This window comes from Microbacterium sp. B19, from assembly GCF_000333395.1.
Classification (GTDB): Bacteria; Actinomycetota; Actinomycetes; order Actinomycetales; family Microbacteriaceae; genus Microbacterium.
Genome location: NZ_BADA01000411.1, coordinates 1 through 21,594, shown reverse-complemented (window position 1 = coordinate 21,594; position 21,594 = coordinate 1). Strand labels below are relative to the sequence as shown.

Genomic DNA, 21,594 nt, shown 5'->3' with positions numbered 1-21,594 from the left:
CGTGGCCACGCTGACCTCCCCTTTAGGTCTCCTGCAGGTCGCGGACGCGGGCATCGCGGACCCTTCGGAGCGGACGGTCGGCGCCGATGTGCGCGCGTGCGGCGGCGCCGGAGGTGCCCTCCCCGCGGGCACGGCCGCGTCCGTTTCGCTGCGCACGTTGTCCGGCATCCCCGTGACCGACGACGGGCGGCTGCGCGCCGTGACGGTCCTTGCAGCGGACATGGACGACCTCCGCCGCGTGCAGCTGACGATCCCGGCGCCATCGGGGGCGGGCGTCGAGGCGCCGGTGATCCTGTCCGCCTCAGCGGCGGAAGTCCTGGCGGGGGACCTCGAGGTGGGTGGGCGCCCGGTGGCTTCCTCGGCCGTCGCCCCCGACGACGCTCTGCCGACCGCCGATCCGGCGTGGGTGCTCGTCGACGCCGCGTTCGCCGACGCCCTCGACGCGCCCGCCGACTCCGTATGCGACCTGATCCGCGTGCAGCCCGGCGTCGACATCGCCGGCTTCGCCGCCCACCTGCGTGCCGACCGGCCGGATGCCGACATCGTCGACGTCGCGAGCGAGGCCGCCCGCCGCGCCGCTCTCCCCACGGCATCCGCTCTCTCCCACGTGCTCGTGGGCGCGTCCGCGGTGGCGGTGCTGGCCGCGCTCGCGCTGGCGGTCTTCGATGCGCTCGCCGCGGATGCCGAACGGCGACGCACGGCCGCCGTTCTGTCGGCGATCGGTGTGACGCGGGCGCGCGGACTCGTGCTCGCCGAGTCGGTTCCGCTGGTTGCGGCGGCCGCGCTGCTCGGCGGGGGCGTCGGGTGGGCGACGATCGTCGTGGTCGCGGGGGCGGGCGGCCTCGGGGAACGGCTGGGGATCGCGGCGGAGATCCCGTCGATCGTGGTGCCCACGACGGTGGGCGCGGCTGCGGCCGTCGCCGCCGTCGTGGTCGGGGTGTCCGTGGGGGTCGCGGTGATCGCCGCGCGACGCGGTCGCCGACGCAGAGAAGGGCAGGACTGATGGAGCACACGGCACCCGAGATCGAATGCGTCGACCTCGTCCGCATCTACCGCGGGGCGGGGGTGGAGGTGCAGGCGCTGCAGGGACTGAACCTGCGGGTGGAGCGCGGGGAGCTCACCGCGATCGTCGGCGCGTCCGGGTCCGGCAAGTCGACGCTGCTCGCGATCCTCTCGGCCCTCGACGTTGCGAGCGCCGGCACCGCCCGTGTCGCGGGTCACGACCTGCTCGCGATATCCGCGCGGCAGCGCGCGGAGTACCGCCGGACGACGGCGGGCTTCGTGTGGCAGCAGACGGGCCGCAACTTCCTTCCGCACCTCACGATCGCGGAGAACCTCGACCTGACGCTGTCGGTCGGGCGCGTTCCCCGCGCCCGGCGCGCGGCACGGGCGGCGGAGGTACTGGACCTGCTCGGCGTCACCGCCGTGACGGACCGGCGGCCGGGGCAGGTGACCGGCAGCGAGCGGCAGCGCGCCGCGATCGCTCTGGGGCTGGCGAACGGATGCCGCGTGCTCTTCGCCGACGAGCCGACCGGTGAGCTGGACGACGCGAACTCCGCGCAGGTGCTCGAGGCGCTGCGCGAGGTGAACGAGCAGTCGGGGGTGACGGTGCTCATCGTCACGCACGACGCCGGTGTCGCCGACCACGTGCGCCGGACGGTCGGCATCCGGGACGGGCGGACGGCGGTCGAGGTGTGGCGCGGAGGTGAGGTCGGCGACCACGCGCGAGAGTATGCGGTGCTCGACCGCGCGGGCCGCCTGCAGCTGCCGCGGGAGCACATCGACCGCCTCGGCATGCGCGACCGGGTGCGCCTGCAGCTCGAGAGCGATCACGTCCGCGTCGAGCCGTCGGAGGAGGAGAGATGAGCGACGAGACGATTCGGCTGACGGGGCTCACCCGGACCTTCGGGGTCGGCGCAGCGCGGACGACGGCGCTCGTCGCCGCGGACGTCACGGCGAGGGCGGGCGAGTTCGTGGTGCTCCGGGGGCCGTCGGGCTCGGGCAAGACCACTCTCCTGCGGCTCGCCGCGGGCCTCGACGATCCCGACGCGGGGGAGGCGTGGATCGGCGGCCGGCGGGTGACGGGCGCGCCCGAGAGCGAGGTGGCGGAGCTGCGGCGCACGGCCCTGGGCTATGTGGATCAGGAGTTCCCGCTCGTGGGGTTCCTGACGGCGGCCGAGAACGTCGAGCTGCCGCTCCGCGCTCGCGGAGCGGCAGCGCGGGAACGGCGCTTCCGGGTCGCCGAGATGCTCGAGGCCGTGGGGCTGTCGGACCACGCCGGTCAGCGTCCGGACGAACTCTCCGGCGGTCAGCAGCAGCGGGTCGCCGTCGCGCGGGCGCTCGTGCACCGTCCGCGCGTGCTCCTCGCGGACGAACCGACCGCGCAGCTGGACAGCGTGACCGCGGCATCCATCGTCGCCCTGATCCGCGAACGCGCGCGGCGCGACGGGATGACGGCGCTCGTCGCGACGCACGATCCGACCGTGGCCGACGCCGCGGACCGGGTCGTCGAGATCCACGACGGCCGCCTCGTCGGGGCCTGATTGCGGCGCCGGGTCAGCGTCCGCGCACGTGGTTCCACTGCGTGATGACCTCGGTGCCGTGCTCGAACCCGAGCTCGCTGACGGCGGAGGTGCCGAGCACGAAGTAGCGTCCGCCCGCGGCGGTGAGGCCCAGCCAGACGCCCGCGAGTGCCCGCAGGAAGTGGGCGTGCGAGAACAGCAGCACCTGCTCGCCGGCGCGGACGCGCGGGCGCAGTTCGTCGAGGAGCGACTCCGCACGGGTCGTGACCTGTTCGACGGTCTCGCCGGGCGTCGCGCCCGCGGGGGCGCCGTTCTGCCAGATCGTCCACGGGCGGCCCAGCTGCGCGTCGATCTCGGGGGTCGTGAGTCCCTCGTACGCGCCGTAGTCCCACTCGACCAGGCGCGGCTCGAGCTCGGCGCGCGGGTACCCGGCGCGAGCGGCGGTCTCGACCGCCCGCTGGAGCGGGCTCGTGAGCACGAGGTCCCAGTGCCGTGTCGCCAGGAGGGTGCCGGCGAGTTCGGCCTTGTACGCACCGGTCTCGGTGAGCGGGATGTCGGTGAGTCCGGTGTGCCGCCCGGTGCGGCTCCATTCGGTCTCGCCGTGGCGCACGAGCACGAGGCGCCCGTCGGGGTCGGTCAGATCCTCATCTTTCACTCACCCATCCTCCCTCGCGGGAGGGGGCAGCGGCCGGAGACGGACGAAGGGCCGGTCGAGGCGTGTCGACCGGCCCTTTTCCCTGCACCAGAGTGTCCTGCAATCACATGTCCGGTAGCTGCCACAGCAAAACAACTACCGTGCGAGCACTCTATAACGGTGAGATAACGGAGCGGAAGAGGAGCCGTTATCTTTTCGTGATTTCATAGCGTCCTCATCAGTTCGGCCGCGCCCGTCATGACAGCCAGGTGTTCCAGCCGACCCGCACCGGCGACGTGACGGTCGAGGTGCGACTCTCGACGGCCTCGCAGGACGGGCCGTACAGCGTCTCGGTCCCTGTCACCGTGACCGTGTAGACGCCGTACTCTCCGTTGCCGGTCTGCCCGGGCGGGATGTCGATCGTGATGTCGTTGCCGAGGCCTGCCGTGAGGCTCGCCGAGAACGAGGTGCCGTAGGTCGCGGACATGCTCGCGAGCTTGGCATCCAGGCTGACGTTCGCACTTCCGCTGACGCTCGCCTCCACCGTCGCAGACGCCTGGGCGCTGAACGTCGTCGACGCCGTCGAGCCGGTGCCGTTGTAGTTGGACTGAGGCGGCCCCGCGGAGACGAGCGACTCGGCGCTCTCGGTCTCCGGGCTGAACAGCCACTGGCCCGACTCCTCGCACGCCGCCTGCGCGGGGAGAGACCCGGCCGTGAGCATCGCGGTGATGAGTCCGACGGAGGCCGCCGTGCCGCCGAGCAGACGGCGTCGACGGCGGGGGGACTGGGTCTCGGTTTCGGTGGGCTGGCTCTCGGTCACGATGTCTCCGATCGTCGTGCGGATCCGAAGATCCGTCGTTCGTCTCTGCCGACCGCCCCGTCGTCGTGGCGGGACGCGTTGCCCTCGACGTTTCTCTGCCCGTTGCCGCGGATCAACCGGGCTCATCAGTTGGGAGCGATTTCATGGCAGGACTCTCATCTTCCGCTGGATGCGAGGTGTGAGCGTTCTGGACGAATCGGGCGAACCTGCCCGCGACGGTTCCGGGGGTGGTTCGATACCGCCTCGGCGCGCGGCGGGCGGCTGATCGGCTCTCGCCCCGCGGCCGAGGGGTTCCCGGCATCCGTTACCCTGGCGTGCGCCGTGATTCGGTCCGAGAGCCGAACGGTCGGCCGTGCGAGCCCCCGCTCCCGGCCTCTCCACGATTGCGAGTCCCCCGATGACAACCTCCCCGGGTTCGTCCGCCCTGCCCACTGACACCACCGCGACGGCGCCGCCGCGCTCCCTTCGTCGGGCGATGGATGCCAGACACCTGGTGATGATCGCCCTCGGCGGGGTCATCGGCTCGGGGCTCTTCCTCAGTTCGGGATACACGATCCACCAGGCCGGACCCCTCGGCGCGGTGCTCGCGTACCTCCTGGGCGCGTTCGTCGTGTGGCTCGTCATGGTGTGCCTGGGCGAGCTGGCGGTCGTCTACCCGGTGTCCGGGTCGATCCACGTGTACGCGGCGCGCACCATGGGGCCGGCGACGGGCTTCGCCACCGCGTGGCTGTACTGGCTGTGCTGGGTGGTCGCGTTGGGCTCGGAGTTCACGGCATCCGGGATCCTCATGCAGCGATGGTTCCCGAGCGTGGACGTGTGGGTGTGGTGTCTCGTCTTCGCGGCGGTGCTGTTCACCCTCAATGCCATCTCGGCCCGCGTGTTCGGCGAGACCGAGTTCTGGTTCTCGCTCATCAAGGTGCTGGCGATCGTCGCGCTCATCGTGCTCGGCGGACTGGCGATCTTCGGGTTCACCCCACTGTCGTCGTCGCCGCACGAGGCCGTGCTCTTCAGCAACTTCATGACCCCGGAGGGACTGCTCCCCGCGGGGCTCGGGGGCGTGCTGATCACCTCGCTCGCTGTGTTCTACGCCTTCAGCGGCGCGGAGCTCGTGGGGGTGGCGGCGGGAGAGACGAAGGACCCCGGTCGCAACATCCCGCGTGCGCTCCGCTCGACCGTGCTCCGACTCCTCGTGCTGTTCGTTTTGTCGATCACCGTGATCGCCGCCCTGCTGCCGTACGAGAAGGCGGGCCTCAGCTCGAGCCCGTTCGTCGACGTCTTCGAGTACGTCGGGGTTCCGTACGCGGCGGACATCATGAACTTCGTCGTCATCACGGCGCTGCTGTCGGTGGGGAACAGCGGGCTCTACTCGTGCGCGCGCATGCTCTTCTCGCTCGCCGAGGAGGGCTATGCGCCGCGCACGTTCACGCGCCTCACCCGGCGTGGCATCCCGATCGTCGCGCTCCTCGTGAGCCTGGCGATCGGGCTCGTGTCGCTGATCTCCAGCGTGATCGCGGCCGAGACCGTGTACCTCGTGCTCGTGTCGATCGCCGGGTTCGCGGCGGTGGCCGTGTGGATGTCGATCGTCGCCGCGCAGTTCTTCCACCGCCGGGCGTTCGTCCGCGGCGGGGGAGATCCGTCGACTCTCGCCTATCGGACGCCGTTCTATCCCGCGGTCCCGATCCTCGCGTTCGTGCTGTTGACGGCATCCATCGTCGCGATTGCGTTCGACCCCGATCAGGCTCCGGCGCTGTACTTCGGCATCCCGTTCGTCCTGCTCTGCTACGGGTACTTCTGGCTGCGCTACGGCCGACGCGGGGCGCGGCCGGTGCCGGTGAATGAAGAGGCGCCGGTCGACGAGGTCGACTGACGCGGGGGCGCGCGCGGGTGCGTTTTCGGGGGTGCCGGCGGGCGCGACGGGGTTTCGGCCTGTGTCGCTGTGGATGCCGTGACTGTTCCTCCACAGCTGCGGGCGTGCGCGAGTTGTTCACAGATTGTGCGCCTGGCCTGGGGGAATATTCGGCGCTCGACTAGCCTTCGAATATGTCTTCGAATGTTTCGCCCGGCGCGCATGAGCCGTCCGGGGAGCCCGAGCATGGACATCCTTCCGCACCGGATCCTGGCAGCCCCGCGTCGTCGTCGGGAGCCGACCGTGGAGTTCCGGTGGGGGATGTGAGGGTTCTGGCCGACCTCGTGGCCGATGTCGTCGCGGCCGAGGCGGCGCTGGCGGCCGCGGAGGTCGCTCGGGTGCGGGCACTCGCTGCGGCGGGGCAGTTCCCGGTGGATGCCGCGGCCTCGGCGCGCGCGTCGGTGCGGGCATCCGACATGGCGATGAGGGAGGTTGCGTCCGAGATAGCAGCGGCATGTCGCCTCTCGGATCGGACGGTTCAACGCGACATCGACGAAGCGATGGTTCTCGTCGACTCGTATCCGTCGGTCGTGGGGGCGTGGGAGGCGGGGGCGATCTCGCGCCGTCACGTGCGAGTGATCACCGAATGTGGTGCTGCGCTGCCGCTCGATCGCCGGCGCGAGTTCGACCGGTCCGCTGTTGCGCTGGCGCGTGAGGCGTCCAGTCCGGGGCGGTTGAGGAGTCGACTGCCCGTGGTGGCGCACCGCCTGCACCCGCGGACGGCCACCGAACGGCACCGTGCGGGCCGGGAGGCGCGGTGCGTTCGGGTCGTTCCGGGTGCGGACGGGATGTCCGACCTGATCGCGACACTCCCGACGGTGCTGGCCGACGCGATTCACGACCGGCTGACGCAGCAGGCTCGTGTGATCGTGGATGCGCGGGTCGGGGCATCCCGCGATGCCCGCGCCGACGGGGATCCCGTCGCCGGGCCCGTCCCGCCCGAGGCGGACACCCGGACCATCGATGAGGTCCGCGCCGATGTGTTCGCCGACATGCTCCTCACCGGCGACCCCGCAGTCGACACGACGGGGCCGGGCGACGGGCCGGGCACGCTCGGGAAGATCCGCGCGCGGGTGCAGGTCGTCGTTCCGGCGCTGACGATGCTCTCCCCGTCCGAAGAGGACACGGCTCCGGCTGACCTCGTCGGGCGCGGACCCATCGACGCGGCCACCGCTCGCGCTCTCGCCGAGACGACGTCCGTCCCCTGGGATCGCGTCATCACCCATCCCGTCAGCGGGGCAGTCCTCCACACCGACACGTATGCCCGGACCGCGGCCATCGATCGCCACCTCCGGGCCCGTGACCGGCGCTGCCGATGGCCCGGGTGCACGGCCCCCGCGATCCGTTGCGAGATCGACCACACGACCGACTGGGCGCTCGGTGGAAAGACGGACGTGAGCAACCTCGCGTGCCTCTGCCAGCGCCACCACAGCCAGAAGCAGTTCACGCGCTGGAAGGTCCGACAGCTCGACGGTGGGGTCATCGAATGGACCTCACCGACGGGCCGGGTCTACACCGACTTCGCCGATCCGTATCCCGCGGGCGCGGCCGTGCAGGGCGTTCGCTTCGCCGAGGACCCGCCGCCGTGGGAGGCGGGGGAGCGGCCACCCGCACCGGAAGACTGACGGGCGTGCCTGCGCCGCGTTCCGCTCCCGGCCCCGGCTAGCTCTTCGCCCCGGTCAGCGCCAGCGCGCCGCCGAGCCCGATCATCATGACCCCACCGGCCCCGGCCAGCCCCGAGATCCGCCGCGGCGACCGCGCGAACCACGCCCGAGCCGTCCCGGCCGCGAGCGCCCACGTGCTGTCGCAGACCAACGCCATGGCCTGGAAGAGCAGCCCGAGCGCGAGCATCTGCGCCCAGACCGGTCCGGCCGCGGGTGCCACGAACTGCGGCAGCACGGCGACGAAGAACGCGATCGTCTTGGGGTTCGTCACCCCGACGACCATCCCTTGGCGGAGCAGGGTCCAGGTCGAGCGGGTCCCGACCGCCGCGAAGGCGGCGCCGTCCCGCCGGTGCCGGATCGCCTGGATGCCGAGCCACACCAGGTACACCGCGCCGACGATCTTCACGACGGTGAAGGCGACGACCGACGACGCCACGATCGCGCCCACGCCGAAGGCGACCGCGATGACCGCGGGGATCGTGCCGAGGGAGTTGCCGACGACGCTGAGCACTCCGGCCCGGCGCCCGAGGGCGATCGACCGGCCGATGACGAACAGCACGCTCGGCCCTGGGATCACGATGATCACGGCGGAGGCGAGCACGAACGCCACCAGGTTCTCCCATGGAATCATGCGCTCACACTAGCCTCGTCACACGGTCGTCTACCCGAGGGAGCCGTCATGCAAGACCAATTCGACACCGTCGTCGTAGGAGCGGGCGTCGCCGGACTGTCGGCCGCCCGGCTCCTGACCCGCGCGGGGCAGTGCGTCGTCGTTCTGGAGGCCCGCGACCGGGTGGGCGGTCGCGTCCATTCGCAGCGCGACGGGCACCACGTCACCGACCGCGGGGCGTCCTGGATCCACGGCATCGACGACAGCCCCGTCGAGGCCGCCGCGCGCGCGTTCGGGATGCCGATGGCCGAGTTCACCGTCGGGGGTTACCAGCCCGACAGCCGGCCACTGACCTACTTCGGTCCGGAGGGCGAGCGACTCGATCCCGACGAGATCCGCGCCTTCGCCGACGACGTCCGTGCCCTGAACGCCGACCTCGTCGACGTCATCGCTCGCTCGGCTCCGGATGCCACCTACGCCGACGTGGTGGAGGAGGCGCTCGCCGCCCGCGACTGGGCGCCCGAGAGGGCGCAGCGCGTGCGCGAATACAACGGTCGCCGCGCCGAGGAGCAGTACGGCGTCCACATGTCGGTGCTCGGGGCGCACGGCCTCGACGACGACACCGTCAACGGGATCGAGGTCGTCTTCCCGCGCGGCTACGACGAACTCGCCACGAACCTCGCCGCGGGGCTCGACGTCCGGCTCGAGCACGTCGTCACTGCGATCGACTGGTCCGACGCGGGGGTCACCGTCACGACCGACCACGGTACGTTCTCCGGCGCGTCGGCGGTGGTCACGCTCCCGATCGGTGTCCTGAAGTCCGGCGACGTCACGATCACGCCCCCGCTTCCCGACACGCACCAGCGCGTGCTCGGCGTTCTCGCGGCCAATGCCTTCGAGAAGGTCGTGCTGCGCTTCCCCGAGCGGTTCTGGGATGCCGGGGTCTATGGCATCCGCCAGTTCGGTGACGAGGGGGAGTGGTGGCACTCCTGGTACGACCTGGGTCGCATCCACGACGAGGCGGCGCTGCTGACCTTCGCCGCCGGTCCGGCGGCGGTCGCCACGCGGCACTGGACCGACGACGAGATCGCCGCGTCCACCGTGGCGCAACTGCGGCGCCTGTACGGCGAGGGCATCCCGGAGCCCGAAAGCGTCGTCGTCACGCGCTGGCAGGACGACCCCTTCGCCCGCGGTTCCTACAGCTACATGAAGCCCGGGTCCGTCGGTCCCGACCACGACGAACTCGCCGCACCCGTCGGCGGCGTCCTGCACCTGGCCGGTGAAGCGACGTGGGGCGACGACCCCGCGACGGTTCCGGGAGCCCTGCTCTCGGGGCACCGCGCCGCCGAGCACGTGCTCGGCCGCGCGGTGCCGATCGAGGAGCTGTGGGCCTGACTCAGCGCGGTTCGGGGCCGGTCGCGACGGGCAGCTCCGGGTGGTTGGACCACTGGCTCCACGACCCCGGGAACACCCGCGGGGTGAAACCCGCGAGCGTCAGCGCGACCGCCTGGTGCGCCGCAGTCACGCCGGAGCCGCAGTACACGCCCACCTCGACGCCGGGCAGCGCACCGAGCTCGGTGAAGCGGGCGCGCAGGGCGTCCGGGTCGTGGAAGCGCCCGTCGGCGCCGACGTTCTCGGTGGTCGGTGCGCTCACGGCCCCCGGCACATGGCCGGCCCGCGGGTCGATCGGCTCGACCTCGCCGCGGTAGCGCTCACCCGCACGCGCGTCGAGCAGCAGGCCGCCGTCGGCGAACCCGGCCACGTCGTCGAGCGGCAGCACCGGCAGCGCGCCGTAGATCAGCGTCACGGATCCGGGCGCGGGGGGCGTGGCATCCCCCGTCTCCACGTCGAACCCGGCGTCGGTCCACGCGCGGAGCGACCCGTCGAGCAGGCGCACGTCGGCGACACCGGCGTAGCGCAGCAGCCACCAGGCGCGCGCGCTCGAGAGGTTCTTCAGGTCGTCGTAGACCACGACCGTGTCGCCGTCGTCGATGCCCCAGCGCCGGGCCGCCTCCTGCAGTGCCTCGACGGGCGGAAGCGGATGCCGACCCTCGGTGGGCTCGCCGTGCGCCGCGAGTTCGTGGTCGAGGTCGACGTACTGCGCGCCGGGGATGTGACCGTCGCGGTACTCGGGCAGCCCGTCCGGACGGTCGAGGCGCCAGCGCACGTCGAGCACCCGCACGGGACCGCCGTCGGCGAAGCGCCCCGCCGCGAGGGCGTCGCGCAGTTCGGTCGCGGTGACGAGGACGTCAGACATGCGCGTGCACCGAGTCGTGGTCGTGGATGCCGGACAGCTTGAACGCCAGACGGCCGTGCGCGAACCCCCCGCCGGCGCGGATCGCGGTCGCGACCCAGGCGGCTTCGGCGAGCTCGGCCTTCGAGGCGCCGGCGCGGACGGCGGCCTGCGAGTGACCGTCGATGCAGTACGTGCACTGCGTCGTGATGCCCACGGCGAGGGCGATGAGCTCACGGAACTTCAGCGGGATCTCGCGACCCTCGGGCGCGAAGACGGTGTCGTTGAAGGCCGTGAACGCCGCCAGCACGTCCGGCGTCGTCTCTTTGTAGTCCCGCGTGTACGCGCGGTCTCCCTCGCGGTCGAAGAAGTCGCTCATCTCTCACTCCTGTCGCGCGCCGCTCCGTGGGCGCGCACCCGTCCGAGCCTAGGAACCGCGCCCGCGATCGAGCAATGCCGGGTCCGTGATGACCACTCATCGCCGGGCGCGATGGATGCCATGTGAACGCGCGTGACCTCGCGCGAGCGCGCGAGGCGTGCGCGCGTCTATCGTCCAGGGATGGCCGAGACCCTGGACATCATCCAACTCCGCACGTTCGTCGCGATCGACGAGTGCGGAGGATTCGGCCGTGCCGCGGTGGCTCTCCACATGAGCCAGCCGACGGTGAGCCAGCACGTCCGGTCGCTCGAGAAGCGACTGCAGCAGCCGCTCGTCGAGCGGGACGGGCGCCGCGCCCGCTTCACGCTCGCGGGCGAGAAGCTGCTCGCCGAGGCCCGCCGCATCCTGGCGGTGCACGACGAAGCCCTGGCACGCCTGGACGTCACGCGCGCCCGGACGATCGTCGTCGGCTCGACCGAAACGGCCGCCGAGCAGATCCTGCCCGAGCTCCTCGGGACCCTCCGCCGCGCGTTCCCCGACCGGCAGGTGCAGTTCCACATCGACCGTTCGACCAAGATGACGGATGCCGTGACCAAGGGCACCATCGACCTCGCGGTCGTGCTCGACACGGGCTCGACCGTCGCGGGCGTCGAGGTGGGGGAGCTTCCGCTCAACTGGTACGCGTCGCCGTCGTGGCAACCGCCGGCACATGGGGAGGCCGTGCCGCTCGTGGCGTACGTCGAGCCGTGCGGCATGCGGCAGCGCGCACTGCAGGAGCTCGGCGACATCGGCGCGCGCGTCGACATCGCGGCGGAGTCCGGCAGCCTCGAGGGCGTCATGGCCGCCGCCCGCGCGGGGCTCGGCGTCGCGGTGCTCCCCACCGCGGGCCGCGCTCCCGCCGGACTCGTCGTCCGACGCGACTTCCCCGACCTCGGCCGCATCTTCGTGCGGCTCATCACGCGGCGCGGGCTGGAACCGGACGTGGAGCAGGCGGCTCTGGCATCCCTCGACGGGTTCTTCTCGGTCCGCCGGCACATCCACGCCGTCTCGGCCTGACGCCCCGGAACCCGGAACCCCGCCCCCACGCAGGCACCCCGCGCCGAACCCGCCCCCCCGCCCGCACCCCGGCCCCCGCATCCGGCACCCCCGCCCCCCCGGCTCATCGGAAACCCCGATGGATGCGGTTCGCGGATCGCTGTTGGACGCGACCGCTCCCGCGCGCGGAGCATGGGGAGCATGACTGCTTCCCCGACCCTCTCGCGCGTCGACCTCGACGCCCTCACCTCTGCCGTCGCCGAAACCGCCGAGCGCTACGACCGCTCGGGCGACTTCCCCGCCGAGGGTCTCGATGCCGTCCACCGGGCGGGCGTGTTCCAGGCCGTGATCGGCGCCCGCTTCGGCGGTGACGAGGTCGACGCCCTCGAGCGCCTGCGCATCCTGCAGGCGATCGGTCGCGGCGACCCCTCGGTCGCCCTCATCGTCGCGAACACGCTCGCGACCCACATCGCGCAGATCGACCGAGACGTGTGGCCCGCCCACCTGTACGAGCGGGTCATCGCCGAGACGGCCGAGCGTCCCGTCTCGATCAACACCGCGCGCGCCGAACCCGAGCTGGGCGCCCCGGCGCGCGGCGGGCTCCCCGCGACCACGGTCCGCCGCACGGCGACCGGCTGGGCCCTCACGGGGCGGAAGGCCTACGTCACGGCGAGCACCGGTCTCGACTACCACCTCGTCTGGGCGAAGACCGACGACCCGGAGCCGCGCGTCGGCCACCTGATCGTCCGCGGCGACGCCCCCGGGATCACGATCATCCCGACGTGGGACCACCTGGGGCTCCGCGCGAGTTCCACGCACGACGTCGTCTACGACGGGGTCGAGGCTCCCGCCGACCACTTCCTCGAGATCCCCTACACCGGGGTCTACCGCGACCCGGCGGCCCAGGCCAGCGCCCTCGGCCTCACGCACGCCGCCCTGTACGTGGGCGTCGCCCGTGCCGCGCAGGACTTCTTCACGCGCTTCGCCCACGACCGGGTCCCCGCGGGCCTCGGGCGACCGATCGCGACGACCGAGCGCATCCAGACCGTCGCGGGCGAGATCGAGGCTCAGCTCGTCCAGGCCGAGACGCTCCTGTACGGCGTGACCGAGAAGGCGGTGGGCGGCGACCCCGACGCCGTCGCCCGCGTCCCGCTGGCGAAGGTCCTCATCGTCCGTTCGGCCATCGCCGCCGTCGAAGCCGCGTTCGCCGCGCTGGGCAATCCTGCCCTCAGTCGCCACAACCCCCTCGAGCGTCACCTGCGCGACGTGCTGTCCTCGCGCGTGCACCCGCCCCAGGAGGACCAGGCGCTGCTCGGCGCCGGACGGAAGGTCCTCGGCGTCTGACGCAACACGGCGTCATCGGAGCCGCCGCCCGCGCGGGCGCACGATCGGCCCCGGAACCCTCGAAACCCCCGGAATCCCGCGGATCCCGGGGGTTTCGGCATCCATCATCCGCACCGATCGTTTCTCATCCGCCCTCGTCGTTGGACGCTCCCGCGCGGCCCGCTGAGACTCGCTGGAGAGTTCCCGACCGCGCCCGGCGGTCGGCCCCGACCAAGGAACACAGCCCATGTCACAGCCCCTGAAGCGCCGACGGCGAGCCGCCCTCGGCGCCGCCCTCGCCCTGTCCCTGACCCTCCTCGCCGGATGCGCCGGCACGACGACCGCGGCCGCCCCCACGAGCGCCGCTCCCACCGAGGGCGGCGACGTCGTCTTCCTCATCAACTCGCTCGGCACGAGCTGGGTGCCCAACGAGAGCTCGATCTCGAGCTACCAGGGCAACATCTGGGGCCAGGTCACCGACAAGCTCGTCTACGTCGACGACAAGGGCGCCGTCTCGCCCTGGATCGCCGAGAGCTGGGACCAGAACACGGATGCCACCGAGTTCACGCTGCACCTGAGGGACGGCGTCACGTTCTCCGACGGCACGCCGCTGGACGCCGCCGCGGTCGTCGCGAACCTCGACTACTGGGCGTTCGGCAGCCCCGACAAGGGCATCGCGCCGATCGGCCTGTTCCCGAAGACGTACCAGAAGGCCACCGCCGTCGACGCGAAGACCGTCACCGTGACCTTCTCCGCCTCGACCCTCGGGTTCATCCCGACCCTCGGGTACCACGGCTCGATCCTCGTCTCGCCGAAGACCCTCGCCCTGAGCAAGCAGGACCAGGGCAACCTCGACAACTTCTCGGGCTCGGGTCCGTTCACGATCAAGAGCTGGGCCGACGGCGACGACGTCGTGCTCGAGAAGCGCGCCGACTACAACTGGGGACCCGAGGCCCTCGGGCACACGGGCCCGGCCTACCTCGACACGCTCACGTACAAGCAGGTCGCCGAGTCCAGCACCCGCATCGGCGCGCTGAGCTCGAACCAGGCGCAGGTCATCTACAACGTCCAGCCGAGCGAGATCGCGAGCCTCACCGACAAGGGCTTCGTCGCGGGCCTGCCGCGCTACCTCGGCTTCACGAACGGGTACGCCGTCAACGTGCAGGCGGCACCGTTCGGTGACGTCAAGGTGCGCCAGGCGCTCCAGCACGGCATCGACCGCCAGCAGATCCTCGACACCGTCTACACCGACGGGTGGGAGGCCGCGCAGGGCTTCATCCAGAGCGGCGTCCCCGAGGCGACCGAACACTCGTCCGACTTCGCGTACGACCCCAAGGCGTCGGCCGCCCTCCTCGACGAGGCCGGATGGGTCAAGGGCGCCGACGGCAATCGCACCAAGGACGGACAGCCCCTGTCCGTGACCCTCTACGCCTACCCCTACCTCGGGACGTCCGCGTCGATCGACGAACTCTTGTCGCAGCAGCTCGGCGACCTCTGCTTCGACGTCACGGTGCAGACGTACGACGTGTCCACCTTCGGTGAGAAGGTCAAGGTCGGTCCCAACACGCCGCTGTACGAGGTCACCCGGTCCTTCATCGACGTGGGCACGGTCGCCGGCATCCTCACCGACGCCAACAAGGGCGAGAACTGGTTCGGTCTCGGCCAGACGGACACGACTCTGAACGACCTGCGCGACCGCATCGCCCGCGCGACCGACAAGGACACGCGCGCCAAGGCGGTCGACGAGCTGCAGACGTACGTGCTCCAGCAGGGTCTGTTCGTGCCGATCACGCAGATCGTGCAGCGCATCTACGTCCAGAGCCCGAAGTTGCAGGGCGTCACGTACAACGGCGTCGCGATCGCCGACTACGCGACCGCCTGGCTGCAGAAGTAAGACGTAGGACGTCCGAGATGAACTCCGCCTATCCGGTCTTCGCGGCCAAGCGCCTCGGCCAAGCGGTCGTGGTGGTGCTGCTGGCCTACGTGCTGACCTTCGTGGTGATCAGCGTGCTCCCCGGCGACCCGCTGACGAGCACCCTGCGCAACCCCGAGAACGGCTTCACCGAGGACCAGATCCAGAAGATGGTGGAGTTCTACGGACTGGACCGCCCGGTGTGGGTGCAGCTGGTCGAGGCGCTCGGGCGCTTCGTCCGCGGCGACCTGGGAATCTCGCTGAGGTCCAGCCAGCCGGTGGCCACCATCGTGGGAGACGCCCTGCCGTCGACGTTCGCCCTGGCGGCCTCGGCGCTGGGCGTCGCCCTGGTCCTCGCGTTCGCCCTCGCGTACGGCACCCAAGTGCTCCCGCGTCGGGCGGCGCAGCTGCTGCGGTCGGTTCCGGCCCTGTTCCTCTCGGTCCCGAACTTCGTCATCGGTCTGCTGCTGCTGAACGTCTTCGCGTTCCAGCTCAGCCTGTTCTCGGTGATCGACCCGGATGCCCCGGTCGCCACGTTCTTCGCGGCGGTGGCGCTCGGCATCCCCGTGTCGGCCCAGATCGCGCAGGTGCTCATCACCGGACTCGACCACGAGTTCGGCGAGGACTACGCGGTCGTCGCCTACGCCCGGGGGCTCGGGCGGGCGCGCCTGTTCTTCGCCCACTTGCTCAAGCCCTCGGCGCTGCCGGTCGTCACGATCATCGCGCTCACCGTGGGCGAGCTGCTCGGCGGCGCCCTCATCACCGAGACGGTCTTCGGTCGCACGGGGATCGGCAGCGTCGTCCAGACGGCCGTGACGACGCAGGACCTCCCGGTGCTGCAGGCCGTCGTGGCGCTCGCCGCGGTCGTGTTCGTGGCCGTGAACCTCATCGCCGACCTCCTCTATCCCCTGCTCGACCCGCGCGTCTCGCTGTTCGAGCCCCGCCGCGCCGCCGTGCCGGCCCCGGCCGGGGACGAGGCGCTTCCCGAGAAGCTTCCCGAGAAAGCGAGCGTCCGATGACCGCCGTCCTCTCACCCGTGCTCGCGGGCGCCGACTCCGTCGGACGTCGCCGCCGCGGCATCCCGGTCGCCGTGGTCCTGGCGTTCGCGATCATCCTGATCGTCACGGCGTGGGCCCTCGCTCCGTCGCTGTTCACGTCCGCCGATCCCGTGGTCGGGGACACCGGTGAGAAGCTCCTCGGACCGAGCGCGGCGCACTGGTTCGGCACCGACAACCTGGGCCGTGACCTCTTCACGCGCGTCGTCTACGGCACGCGATCGTCAGTGCTGAGCGCCCTCGTCGCGGTGGGGATCGCCGTCGTCGTCGGCGGACTGCTCGGACTCGTCGCCGGGTTCTTCGGCGGACTGGTCGACGTCGTCACCGCCCGCGTCGTGGACGTGCTCCTGGCGATCCCGAGCTTCCTCCTCGCGGTCGTGGTCGTGAGTTCGCTGGGTTTCGAGACCATCAACGCCGCCATCGCCACCGGCGTCTCGGCCGTGGCGGTCTTCGCCCGCGTGATGCGGTCGGAAGCGCTCAAGGTCCGCGGCACCGTGTACGTCGAGGCCGCGCAGTTGCAGGGCGGCTCGCGGTGGCACGTGCTGCTGACGCACGTCCTCCCCAACGCCTCGCGGTCCGTGCTGTCGCTCGCCGTGCTGCAGTTCGGGGTGTCGATCCTCGTGATCGCGGGACTCGCCTTCCTCGGCTACGGCGACCCGCCGCCGGCATCCGACTGGGGACTGCTGGTCTCGGCGGGCAAGGACTACCTCGTGTCGAGCCCGTGGCTCGTCTACGCCCCGTCGGCGGTCATCGTCGCCGTCGTGCTCTCGATCAACCGGGTCAGCCGCTGGCTGCGAGCGAAGGACTGAAGCCGTGACCGAACCCCTCCTCTCCGTCCGCGACCTGTCGGTGTCGTACGGCGGGCGTCGCGTCGTCACCGATGTGTCGTTCGACCTGCAGCGCGGGCGCAGTCTCGCCCTCATCGGCGAGTCCGGCTCCGGCAAGTCGACCATCGCGAAGGCCGTGCTGCGCCTGCTCCCGCGCGACTCCGGTCGCGCCGAGGGGCGCGTGCTGCTCGAGGGTGACGACGTTCTCGCGCTGTCCCTCGCCCGGTTCCGTCCGTTGCGCGGGCGTCGACTCGGCTTCGTCCCGCAGGACCCGGCATCCGCCCTCAACCCCGTCCGTACGATCGGTTCGCAGGCCCACGAGGCCGCCGCCCTCACCGGAGAGCGGGATGCCGCGCGCCGCCGTGCCGCCATCCTCGACGTGTTCGAGCGCGTGGGGCTCGCCGACCCGGAGCGCGTGTACCGCTCGTACCCGCATCAGCTCTCGGGCGGCATGCTCCAGCGAGTGCTCATCGGGCTGGCCGTGCTGCCGCAACCCGCGCTGCTCGTCGCCGACGAGCCCACGAGCGCCCTCGACGTGACGATCCAGAAGCGGATCCTCGACCTCCTCACCGAGCTGCGGACGTCCCTCGGCATCGGTCTGCTCCTCATCACGCACGACCTGGCCCTCGCCGCCGAGCGCGCCGACGACCTCGTCGTGCTGCGGGACGGGGTCATCCAGGAGGCGGGACCCGTGGCCGAGGTCTTCACCGCCCCGCGGTCGGAGTACGCCGCCGCGTTGCGCGCCGACGTCCCCGCGCTGTCGCCCGACCGCTACCGCGCCGTCCTCGCCGGCCGTCGCATCGATCCGGCCCGCCCCGCGGTGCGGGTGTCGGACGTCGTGAAGACGTTCCGCGTCGGCGGCGAGGAGCTGCGCGCCGTCGACGACGTCTCGTTCGAGGTCGCGGCGGGCAGCACGCACGCGCTCGTGGGCGAGTCCGGCTCGGGCAAGACGACCACCGTGCGGCTCCTCCTGGGGCTCGAGACTCCGGATGCCGGCGACCTCCGCGTCGCGGGAGAGTCGGTGCACGGGCGGTCCCGCGCGGACCTCCGCGCGGTGCGGCGCCACCTGCAGCTGGTGTACCAGAACCCGTTCACGTCGCTGGACCCGTCGTGGCACGTCGAGAGCCTCGTCCGCGAGCCCCTGGACCGGTACCGCGTCGGCGACCGGCGCGCGCGGCGCGCAGCGGCCCGTGCGGCGCTGACCGCCGTGGGCCTGCGCGAGCACCTGTGGGGTCGCCGTGCCGCCGCGCTCTCGGGCGGTCAGCGCCAGCGTGTCGCGATCGCCCGCGCCCTCGTCCTCGAACCCGACGTGCTCGTGCTCGACGAGCCGACGAGCGCGCTCGACGTCACGGTGCAGGCCGAGATCCTTGACGTGCTGGCGCGATTGCAGGTCGAGCGGGGACTCACCTACCTGTTCGTGTCGCACGATCTCGCGCTCGTGCGGCAGATCGCCGACACCGTCACGGTGCTCCGTCACGGCCGCGTCGTGGAGCACGGCGCCGCCGCTGAGGTGCTCGAGAACCCGCAGCACGCGTACACCCGCTCTCTCGTCGCCGCGGTCCCCGACCCGAGCGGCATCCGACCCGCCGTGCCCGTCACGGTCTGACTTCTCCCGTTCTCCGAGAAAGGAACTCTCATGCCCGTCGAATTCGTCAACATGGTCGGCAGCCGTCCCCCGGGGTCCGTCGCTCCGGGCGGCAACACCTTCACCACGCCCATCGACGTGGACTGGCTCCGGCACTACGCCCGCACGATCGAGGCCTTCGGCTTCGACTACACGCTGATCCCGTACGCCTCGGCCAGCGCCGACCAGTACGCCCTGTCCGCGACGGTCCTCGCCGCGACCCAGAAGCTGAAGACCGTCGTCGCGGTGCGCCCGAACTCGGCGTTCCCGACGGTGGCCGCACAGGGGCTCTCGACCCTCGACCAGCTCTCCGGCGGGCGCGCGCTCATCCACATCATCTCGGGCGGCAGCGACGACGAGCAGGCTCGCCAGGGCGACTACCTCGACAAGGAGGCGCGCTACCGCCGCTCGTCCGAGTTCATCCAGCTGCTGCGGCGAGTGTGGACGGAGAAGGAGCCGTTCTCGCACGAGGGCGAGTTCTATCGCTTCGACGATTTCGGCCCCGGCTATCAGACGTTCTCCGGCGGCGCACTTCCGGTGTCGCTCGGCGGCTCGAGCGAGTTCGCCTACGCATCGGGCGGGGCGCACGCCGACATCTTCGCGCTGTGGGGCGAGCCGCTGGCGCAGACGGCCGAGCAGATCGACCGGGTCTACGCGCACGCCCGCGCCGCGGGACGCACCGACCGCCTCCGGTTCTGGGTCACGTTCCGCCCGGTGGTCGCCGCCACCGACGCCCTCGCGCGCGAAAAGGCCCGTGGCATCCTCGAGGCCGCACGCCCGTTCTACGAGAAGGTGCAGGACCTCAACCGCACGAACATCGGCTCCGTGCGCCTGCGCGAGATCTCGGAGCAGGCCGAGGAGCACGACGGCGGCGTCCTCTGGACCCCGCGCGGGGTCGCCGGATCCGGCGGCGCGTCGTCGCTCCTGGTCGGTTCGCCCGTGACGGTGGCGGAGGCGATCGTCCGGTACGTCGAACTCGGCGCCGACATCGTGTCGCTGCCGACCCTCGGCGACCTGAACGACGCGGTGGATGCCGGTCGCCTGGTCATCCCGCTCGTGCGCGAGGAGGTCGCGCGCCGCGGCATCGACCCCGAGATCGTGTTCGGGCGACGGAACGTCGCGTGATCGGCCGCCGACTCATCGTCGGCGCGGGTGCGCTCGGGGCCCTGCTGTCTGCCCAGTGGCAGGCGGCGGGGATCCCGGCCGTGCTCGTCGCCCGGGGTGCGGCGCTCGACGTCATCCGTGAAGGGGGCGTGACCGTCCGCCGCCCGCGAGGTGACGAGACGGTGCGGGTCGACGTCGTCGGCTCGATCGACGAGGCCGAGCCGGCCGAGGGCGACTCCGTCGTGCTCGCCGTCAAGGCGCAGGATGCCGAACAGGCGCTGGCCGCGATCGCGTGGCGGCCGCTGAGCGGCGGCGGAGCCGTGGCCGACCTCCCGGTCGTCACGCTCCAGAACGGACTGTCCGCGGAAGCGATCGCCACCCGGCGGTCGGCCGCGGTCGTCGGCGTCTCCGTCGGGATCGCGGCGAGCCACCTACGTCCGGGCGAGGTCGTCTCGCCCTCGTGGCCGACGATCGGGGTCGCCCGCGTGGGTGCGGCGACGGCCGCGGGTGCGCCTCTCGTCGAGACGGTCCGGGACGATCTCGCACGCGCGGGCTTCGCGGCATCCGTCGTCGACGACATCGCTGCGACGAAACGGCGAAAGCTCCTCGGCAACCTGCGCAACGTGGTCGAGGTCTTCGCCGTCGACGCGGACGAGCGGGATGCCGCCACCGACGCGCTGCGGCGCGAAGCGGAGGCCCTCTTCGCGCGGCTCGACCTGGCCGTCGCCCCCGCCGAGCAGGGGTTCCTCCCCGTCGAGGACGTCCCCGGTCACGTGCCGGGACGCCTGTCGACGTGGCAGAGCCTCGAGCGCGGAACGAGCATCGAGAGCGACTATCTCGTCGGCGACCTCGTACTGCTCGCCCGCCAGGCCGGACAAACGGTGCCGCTGGCGGAGGCGATCCAGCGCGCGCTCGGCGTCCTGGCCGCGCGCGGCGACCGTCCCGGCCGCGTGCCCCTGCCGGCCGAGGTCGCCCACGCCGCCCGGACGGGGGTGGCTTCGTGAGCGCCCCCACGGTCTCGGTGCCGCCCGCGAGCGTGTCGGGCCGCGAGCTGAACATCGGCTTCCACACCCGCGTCCCCTTCGAGTCGGGGCGCGCCGCGGAGGGCCTCCAGGACGGCATCACGCTGTTCCGTGAGGCCGAGGACCTCGGCTTCGATCGGGGCTGGGTGTACCAGCGCCATTTCGACAACTACCTGGCGGCGCCGCTGGTGTTCCTGCCGGTCGTCGCCCAGCACACCACCCGCATCGGGCTCGGCACCGCGATCATCGGCATCCGGTACGAAGACCCCGTCCTGCTGGCCGAGGCCGCCTCCACCGCCGACCATCTCAGCGGCGGCCGGTTGGAGCTCGGGTTCGGAACGGGACTCGGCGGATTCGATCGCGCGTTCGGGCAGGAGCCGAACGACGGACGTCAGCAGTCACTCACCCGACTGGATGCCTTCCTCCGAGCGCTGCGCGGCGAAGCCGTCGGCACCGCGCCCAACGGCGATCCGCTCACCGTGCGCGGCGCGAGCACCGACCTGCTCGCGCGCACCTGGTACGGAGCGGGGTCGATCGCGTCGGCCGAGCGGGTCGGGCAGCGCGGGATCAACCTCATGCTCAGCACCATCCTCACCGGCGACATCGCCGAGTACGAGGCCGAGCAGCGCGCGGCGATCGAGGTCTTCCGGGGCCTCCACCCGAGCGTCGAGCGTGCGCGGGTGTCGGTGAGCCGGTCGATCCTTCCGACCACGTCGCCCGAGCGGGCGCGTCGCTACGCCGCGTACGACGCCGATCGACGGGCGAACGGTCCCGCCGCGTCGCGGCCGCGGGGTGCGGTCGCCCCGACGGCGGCGCCGCCCGGTGCGTACACGATGAGTCCCGTCATCCACGGCGACCCGTCGGCGTTCATCGATACACTGCTCGCCGACCCCGCGGTCGCCGAGGCGGACGACCTCATCGCGT

Annotated in this window: 20 protein-coding genes; 15 read left to right on the top strand and 5 right to left on the bottom strand. The window is 71.9% G+C overall.

The window, feature by feature from the left end:
* The 3 genes from I5G_RS25960 to I5G_RS14575 form a co-directional block, all read left to right on the top strand.
* The coding region (locus I5G_RS25960) for a hypothetical protein (protein ID WP_022879714.1) at positions 1 to 1,003 on the top strand (1,003 nt) is incomplete at its 5' end.
* Complete coding sequence (locus I5G_RS22740) at positions 1,003 to 1,866, top strand: ABC transporter ATP-binding protein (RefSeq protein ID WP_022879713.1); 864 nt, start codon at positions 1,003 to 1,005, stop codon at positions 1,864 to 1,866. The genes I5G_RS25960 and I5G_RS22740, both read left to right, overlap by 1 nt.
* Positions 1,863 to 2,543 carry an ABC transporter ATP-binding protein gene (locus I5G_RS14575; protein ID WP_022879712.1) on the top strand — a complete coding sequence of 227 codons (681 nt, stop codon included), beginning with the start codon at positions 1,863 to 1,865 and terminating at the stop codon, positions 2,541 to 2,543. Before I5G_RS22740 ends, I5G_RS14575 begins: the two co-directional genes overlap by 4 nt.
* Positions 2,544 to 2,556: 13 nt before the next feature.
* Here I5G_RS14575 and I5G_RS14570 read toward each other — a convergent pair whose 3' ends face one another.
* Positions 2,557 to 3,177 carry a histidine phosphatase family protein gene (locus I5G_RS14570; protein ID WP_022879711.1) on the bottom strand — a complete coding sequence of 207 codons (621 nt, stop codon included), beginning with the start codon at positions 3,175 to 3,177 and terminating at the stop codon, positions 2,557 to 2,559.
* A 235-nt stretch (positions 3,178 to 3,412) separates the two neighbouring features.
* The gene (locus I5G_RS14565) at positions 3,413 to 3,976 is read right to left on the bottom strand and encodes a hypothetical protein (protein ID WP_022879710.1); all 564 of its coding nucleotides are present in this window, start codon (positions 3,974 to 3,976) and stop codon (positions 3,413 to 3,415) included.
* Between the two features lie 475 nt (positions 3,977 to 4,451).
* Here I5G_RS14565 and I5G_RS14560 point away from each other — a divergent pair, with 475 nt between their 5' ends.
* Together I5G_RS14560 and I5G_RS22735 are read left to right on the top strand one after the other, a co-directional pair.
* Positions 4,452 to 5,843 carry an amino acid permease gene (locus tag I5G_RS14560; protein WP_022879709.1) on the top strand — a complete coding sequence of 464 codons (1,392 nt, stop codon included), beginning with the start codon at positions 4,452 to 4,454 and terminating at the stop codon, positions 5,841 to 5,843.
* A 302-nt stretch (positions 5,844 to 6,145) separates the two neighbouring features.
* A complete protein-coding gene (locus tag I5G_RS22735; protein ID WP_239642551.1) occupies positions 6,146 to 7,507 on the top strand; it encodes an HNH endonuclease signature motif containing protein in 1,362 nt (453 codons plus the stop codon).
* 37 nt (positions 7,508 to 7,544) lie between these two features.
* On the opposite strand, the gene I5G_RS14550 is transcribed toward I5G_RS22735, so the two are convergent.
* A complete protein-coding gene (locus I5G_RS14550) occupies positions 7,545 to 8,177 on the bottom strand; it encodes a LysE family translocator (protein WP_022879707.1) in 633 nt (210 codons plus the stop codon).
* A gap of 48 nt (positions 8,178 to 8,225) precedes the next feature.
* Here I5G_RS14550 and I5G_RS14545 point away from each other — a divergent pair, with 48 nt between their 5' ends.
* Entirely contained in the window at positions 8,226 to 9,551 is a 1,326-nt protein-coding gene (locus I5G_RS14545) for an NAD(P)/FAD-dependent oxidoreductase (RefSeq protein WP_022879706.1), read from the top strand.
* Position 9,552: 1 nt separating this feature from the next.
* Here I5G_RS14545 and I5G_RS14540 read toward each other — a convergent pair whose 3' ends face one another.
* Complete coding sequence (locus tag I5G_RS14540; RefSeq protein ID WP_022879705.1) at positions 9,553 to 10,413, bottom strand: sulfurtransferase; 861 nt, start codon at positions 10,411 to 10,413, stop codon at positions 9,553 to 9,555.
* Complete coding sequence (locus I5G_RS14535) at positions 10,406 to 10,768, bottom strand: carboxymuconolactone decarboxylase family protein (RefSeq protein ID WP_022879704.1); 363 nt, start codon at positions 10,766 to 10,768, stop codon at positions 10,406 to 10,408. Before I5G_RS14535 ends, I5G_RS14540 begins: the two co-directional genes overlap by 8 nt.
* A 180-nt stretch (positions 10,769 to 10,948) precedes the next feature.
* Here I5G_RS14535 and I5G_RS14530 point away from each other — a divergent pair, with 180 nt between their 5' ends.
* The 9 genes from I5G_RS14530 to I5G_RS22715 form a co-directional block, all read left to right on the top strand.
* Positions 10,949 to 11,824 carry a LysR family transcriptional regulator gene (locus tag I5G_RS14530; RefSeq protein ID WP_022879703.1) on the top strand — a complete coding sequence of 292 codons (876 nt, stop codon included), beginning with the start codon at positions 10,949 to 10,951 and terminating at the stop codon, positions 11,822 to 11,824.
* Between the two features lie 180 nt (positions 11,825 to 12,004).
* Complete coding sequence (locus I5G_RS14525; protein ID WP_022879702.1) at positions 12,005 to 13,147, top strand: acyl-CoA dehydrogenase family protein; 1,143 nt, start codon at positions 12,005 to 12,007, stop codon at positions 13,145 to 13,147.
* 226 nt (positions 13,148 to 13,373) lie between these two features.
* Positions 13,374 to 15,020 carry an ABC transporter substrate-binding protein gene (locus I5G_RS14520; RefSeq protein ID WP_022879701.1) on the top strand — a complete coding sequence of 549 codons (1,647 nt, stop codon included), beginning with the start codon at positions 13,374 to 13,376 and terminating at the stop codon, positions 15,018 to 15,020.
* A gap of 17 nt (positions 15,021 to 15,037) precedes the next feature.
* A complete protein-coding gene (locus I5G_RS14515) occupies positions 15,038 to 16,057 on the top strand; it encodes an ABC transporter permease (RefSeq protein ID WP_022879700.1) in 1,020 nt (339 codons plus the stop codon).
* Entirely contained in the window at positions 16,054 to 16,902 is an 849-nt protein-coding gene (locus I5G_RS14510) for an ABC transporter permease (RefSeq protein WP_022879699.1), read from the top strand. The genes I5G_RS14515 and I5G_RS14510 overlap by 4 nt, the downstream gene beginning before the upstream one ends.
* A gap of 4 nt (positions 16,903 to 16,906) precedes the next feature.
* The gene (locus tag I5G_RS22730) at positions 16,907 to 18,526 is read left to right on the top strand and encodes an ABC transporter ATP-binding protein (RefSeq protein ID WP_022879698.1); all 1,620 of its coding nucleotides are present in this window, start codon (positions 16,907 to 16,909) and stop codon (positions 18,524 to 18,526) included.
* A 30-nt stretch (positions 18,527 to 18,556) separates the two neighbouring features.
* Positions 18,557 to 19,669 (top strand): LLM class flavin-dependent oxidoreductase, encoded by a 1,113-nt coding sequence (locus I5G_RS22725; protein ID WP_022879697.1) that lies wholly within the window; start codon positions 18,557 to 18,559, stop codon positions 19,667 to 19,669.
* A complete protein-coding gene (locus I5G_RS22720; RefSeq protein WP_022879696.1) occupies positions 19,666 to 20,652 on the top strand; it encodes a ketopantoate reductase family protein in 987 nt (328 codons plus the stop codon). Before I5G_RS22725 ends, I5G_RS22720 begins: the two co-directional genes overlap by 4 nt.
* On the top strand, positions 20,649 to 21,594 hold a 946-nt coding region (locus tag I5G_RS22715; protein WP_022879695.1), incomplete at its 3' end, for an LLM class flavin-dependent oxidoreductase. The genes I5G_RS22720 and I5G_RS22715, both read left to right, overlap by 4 nt.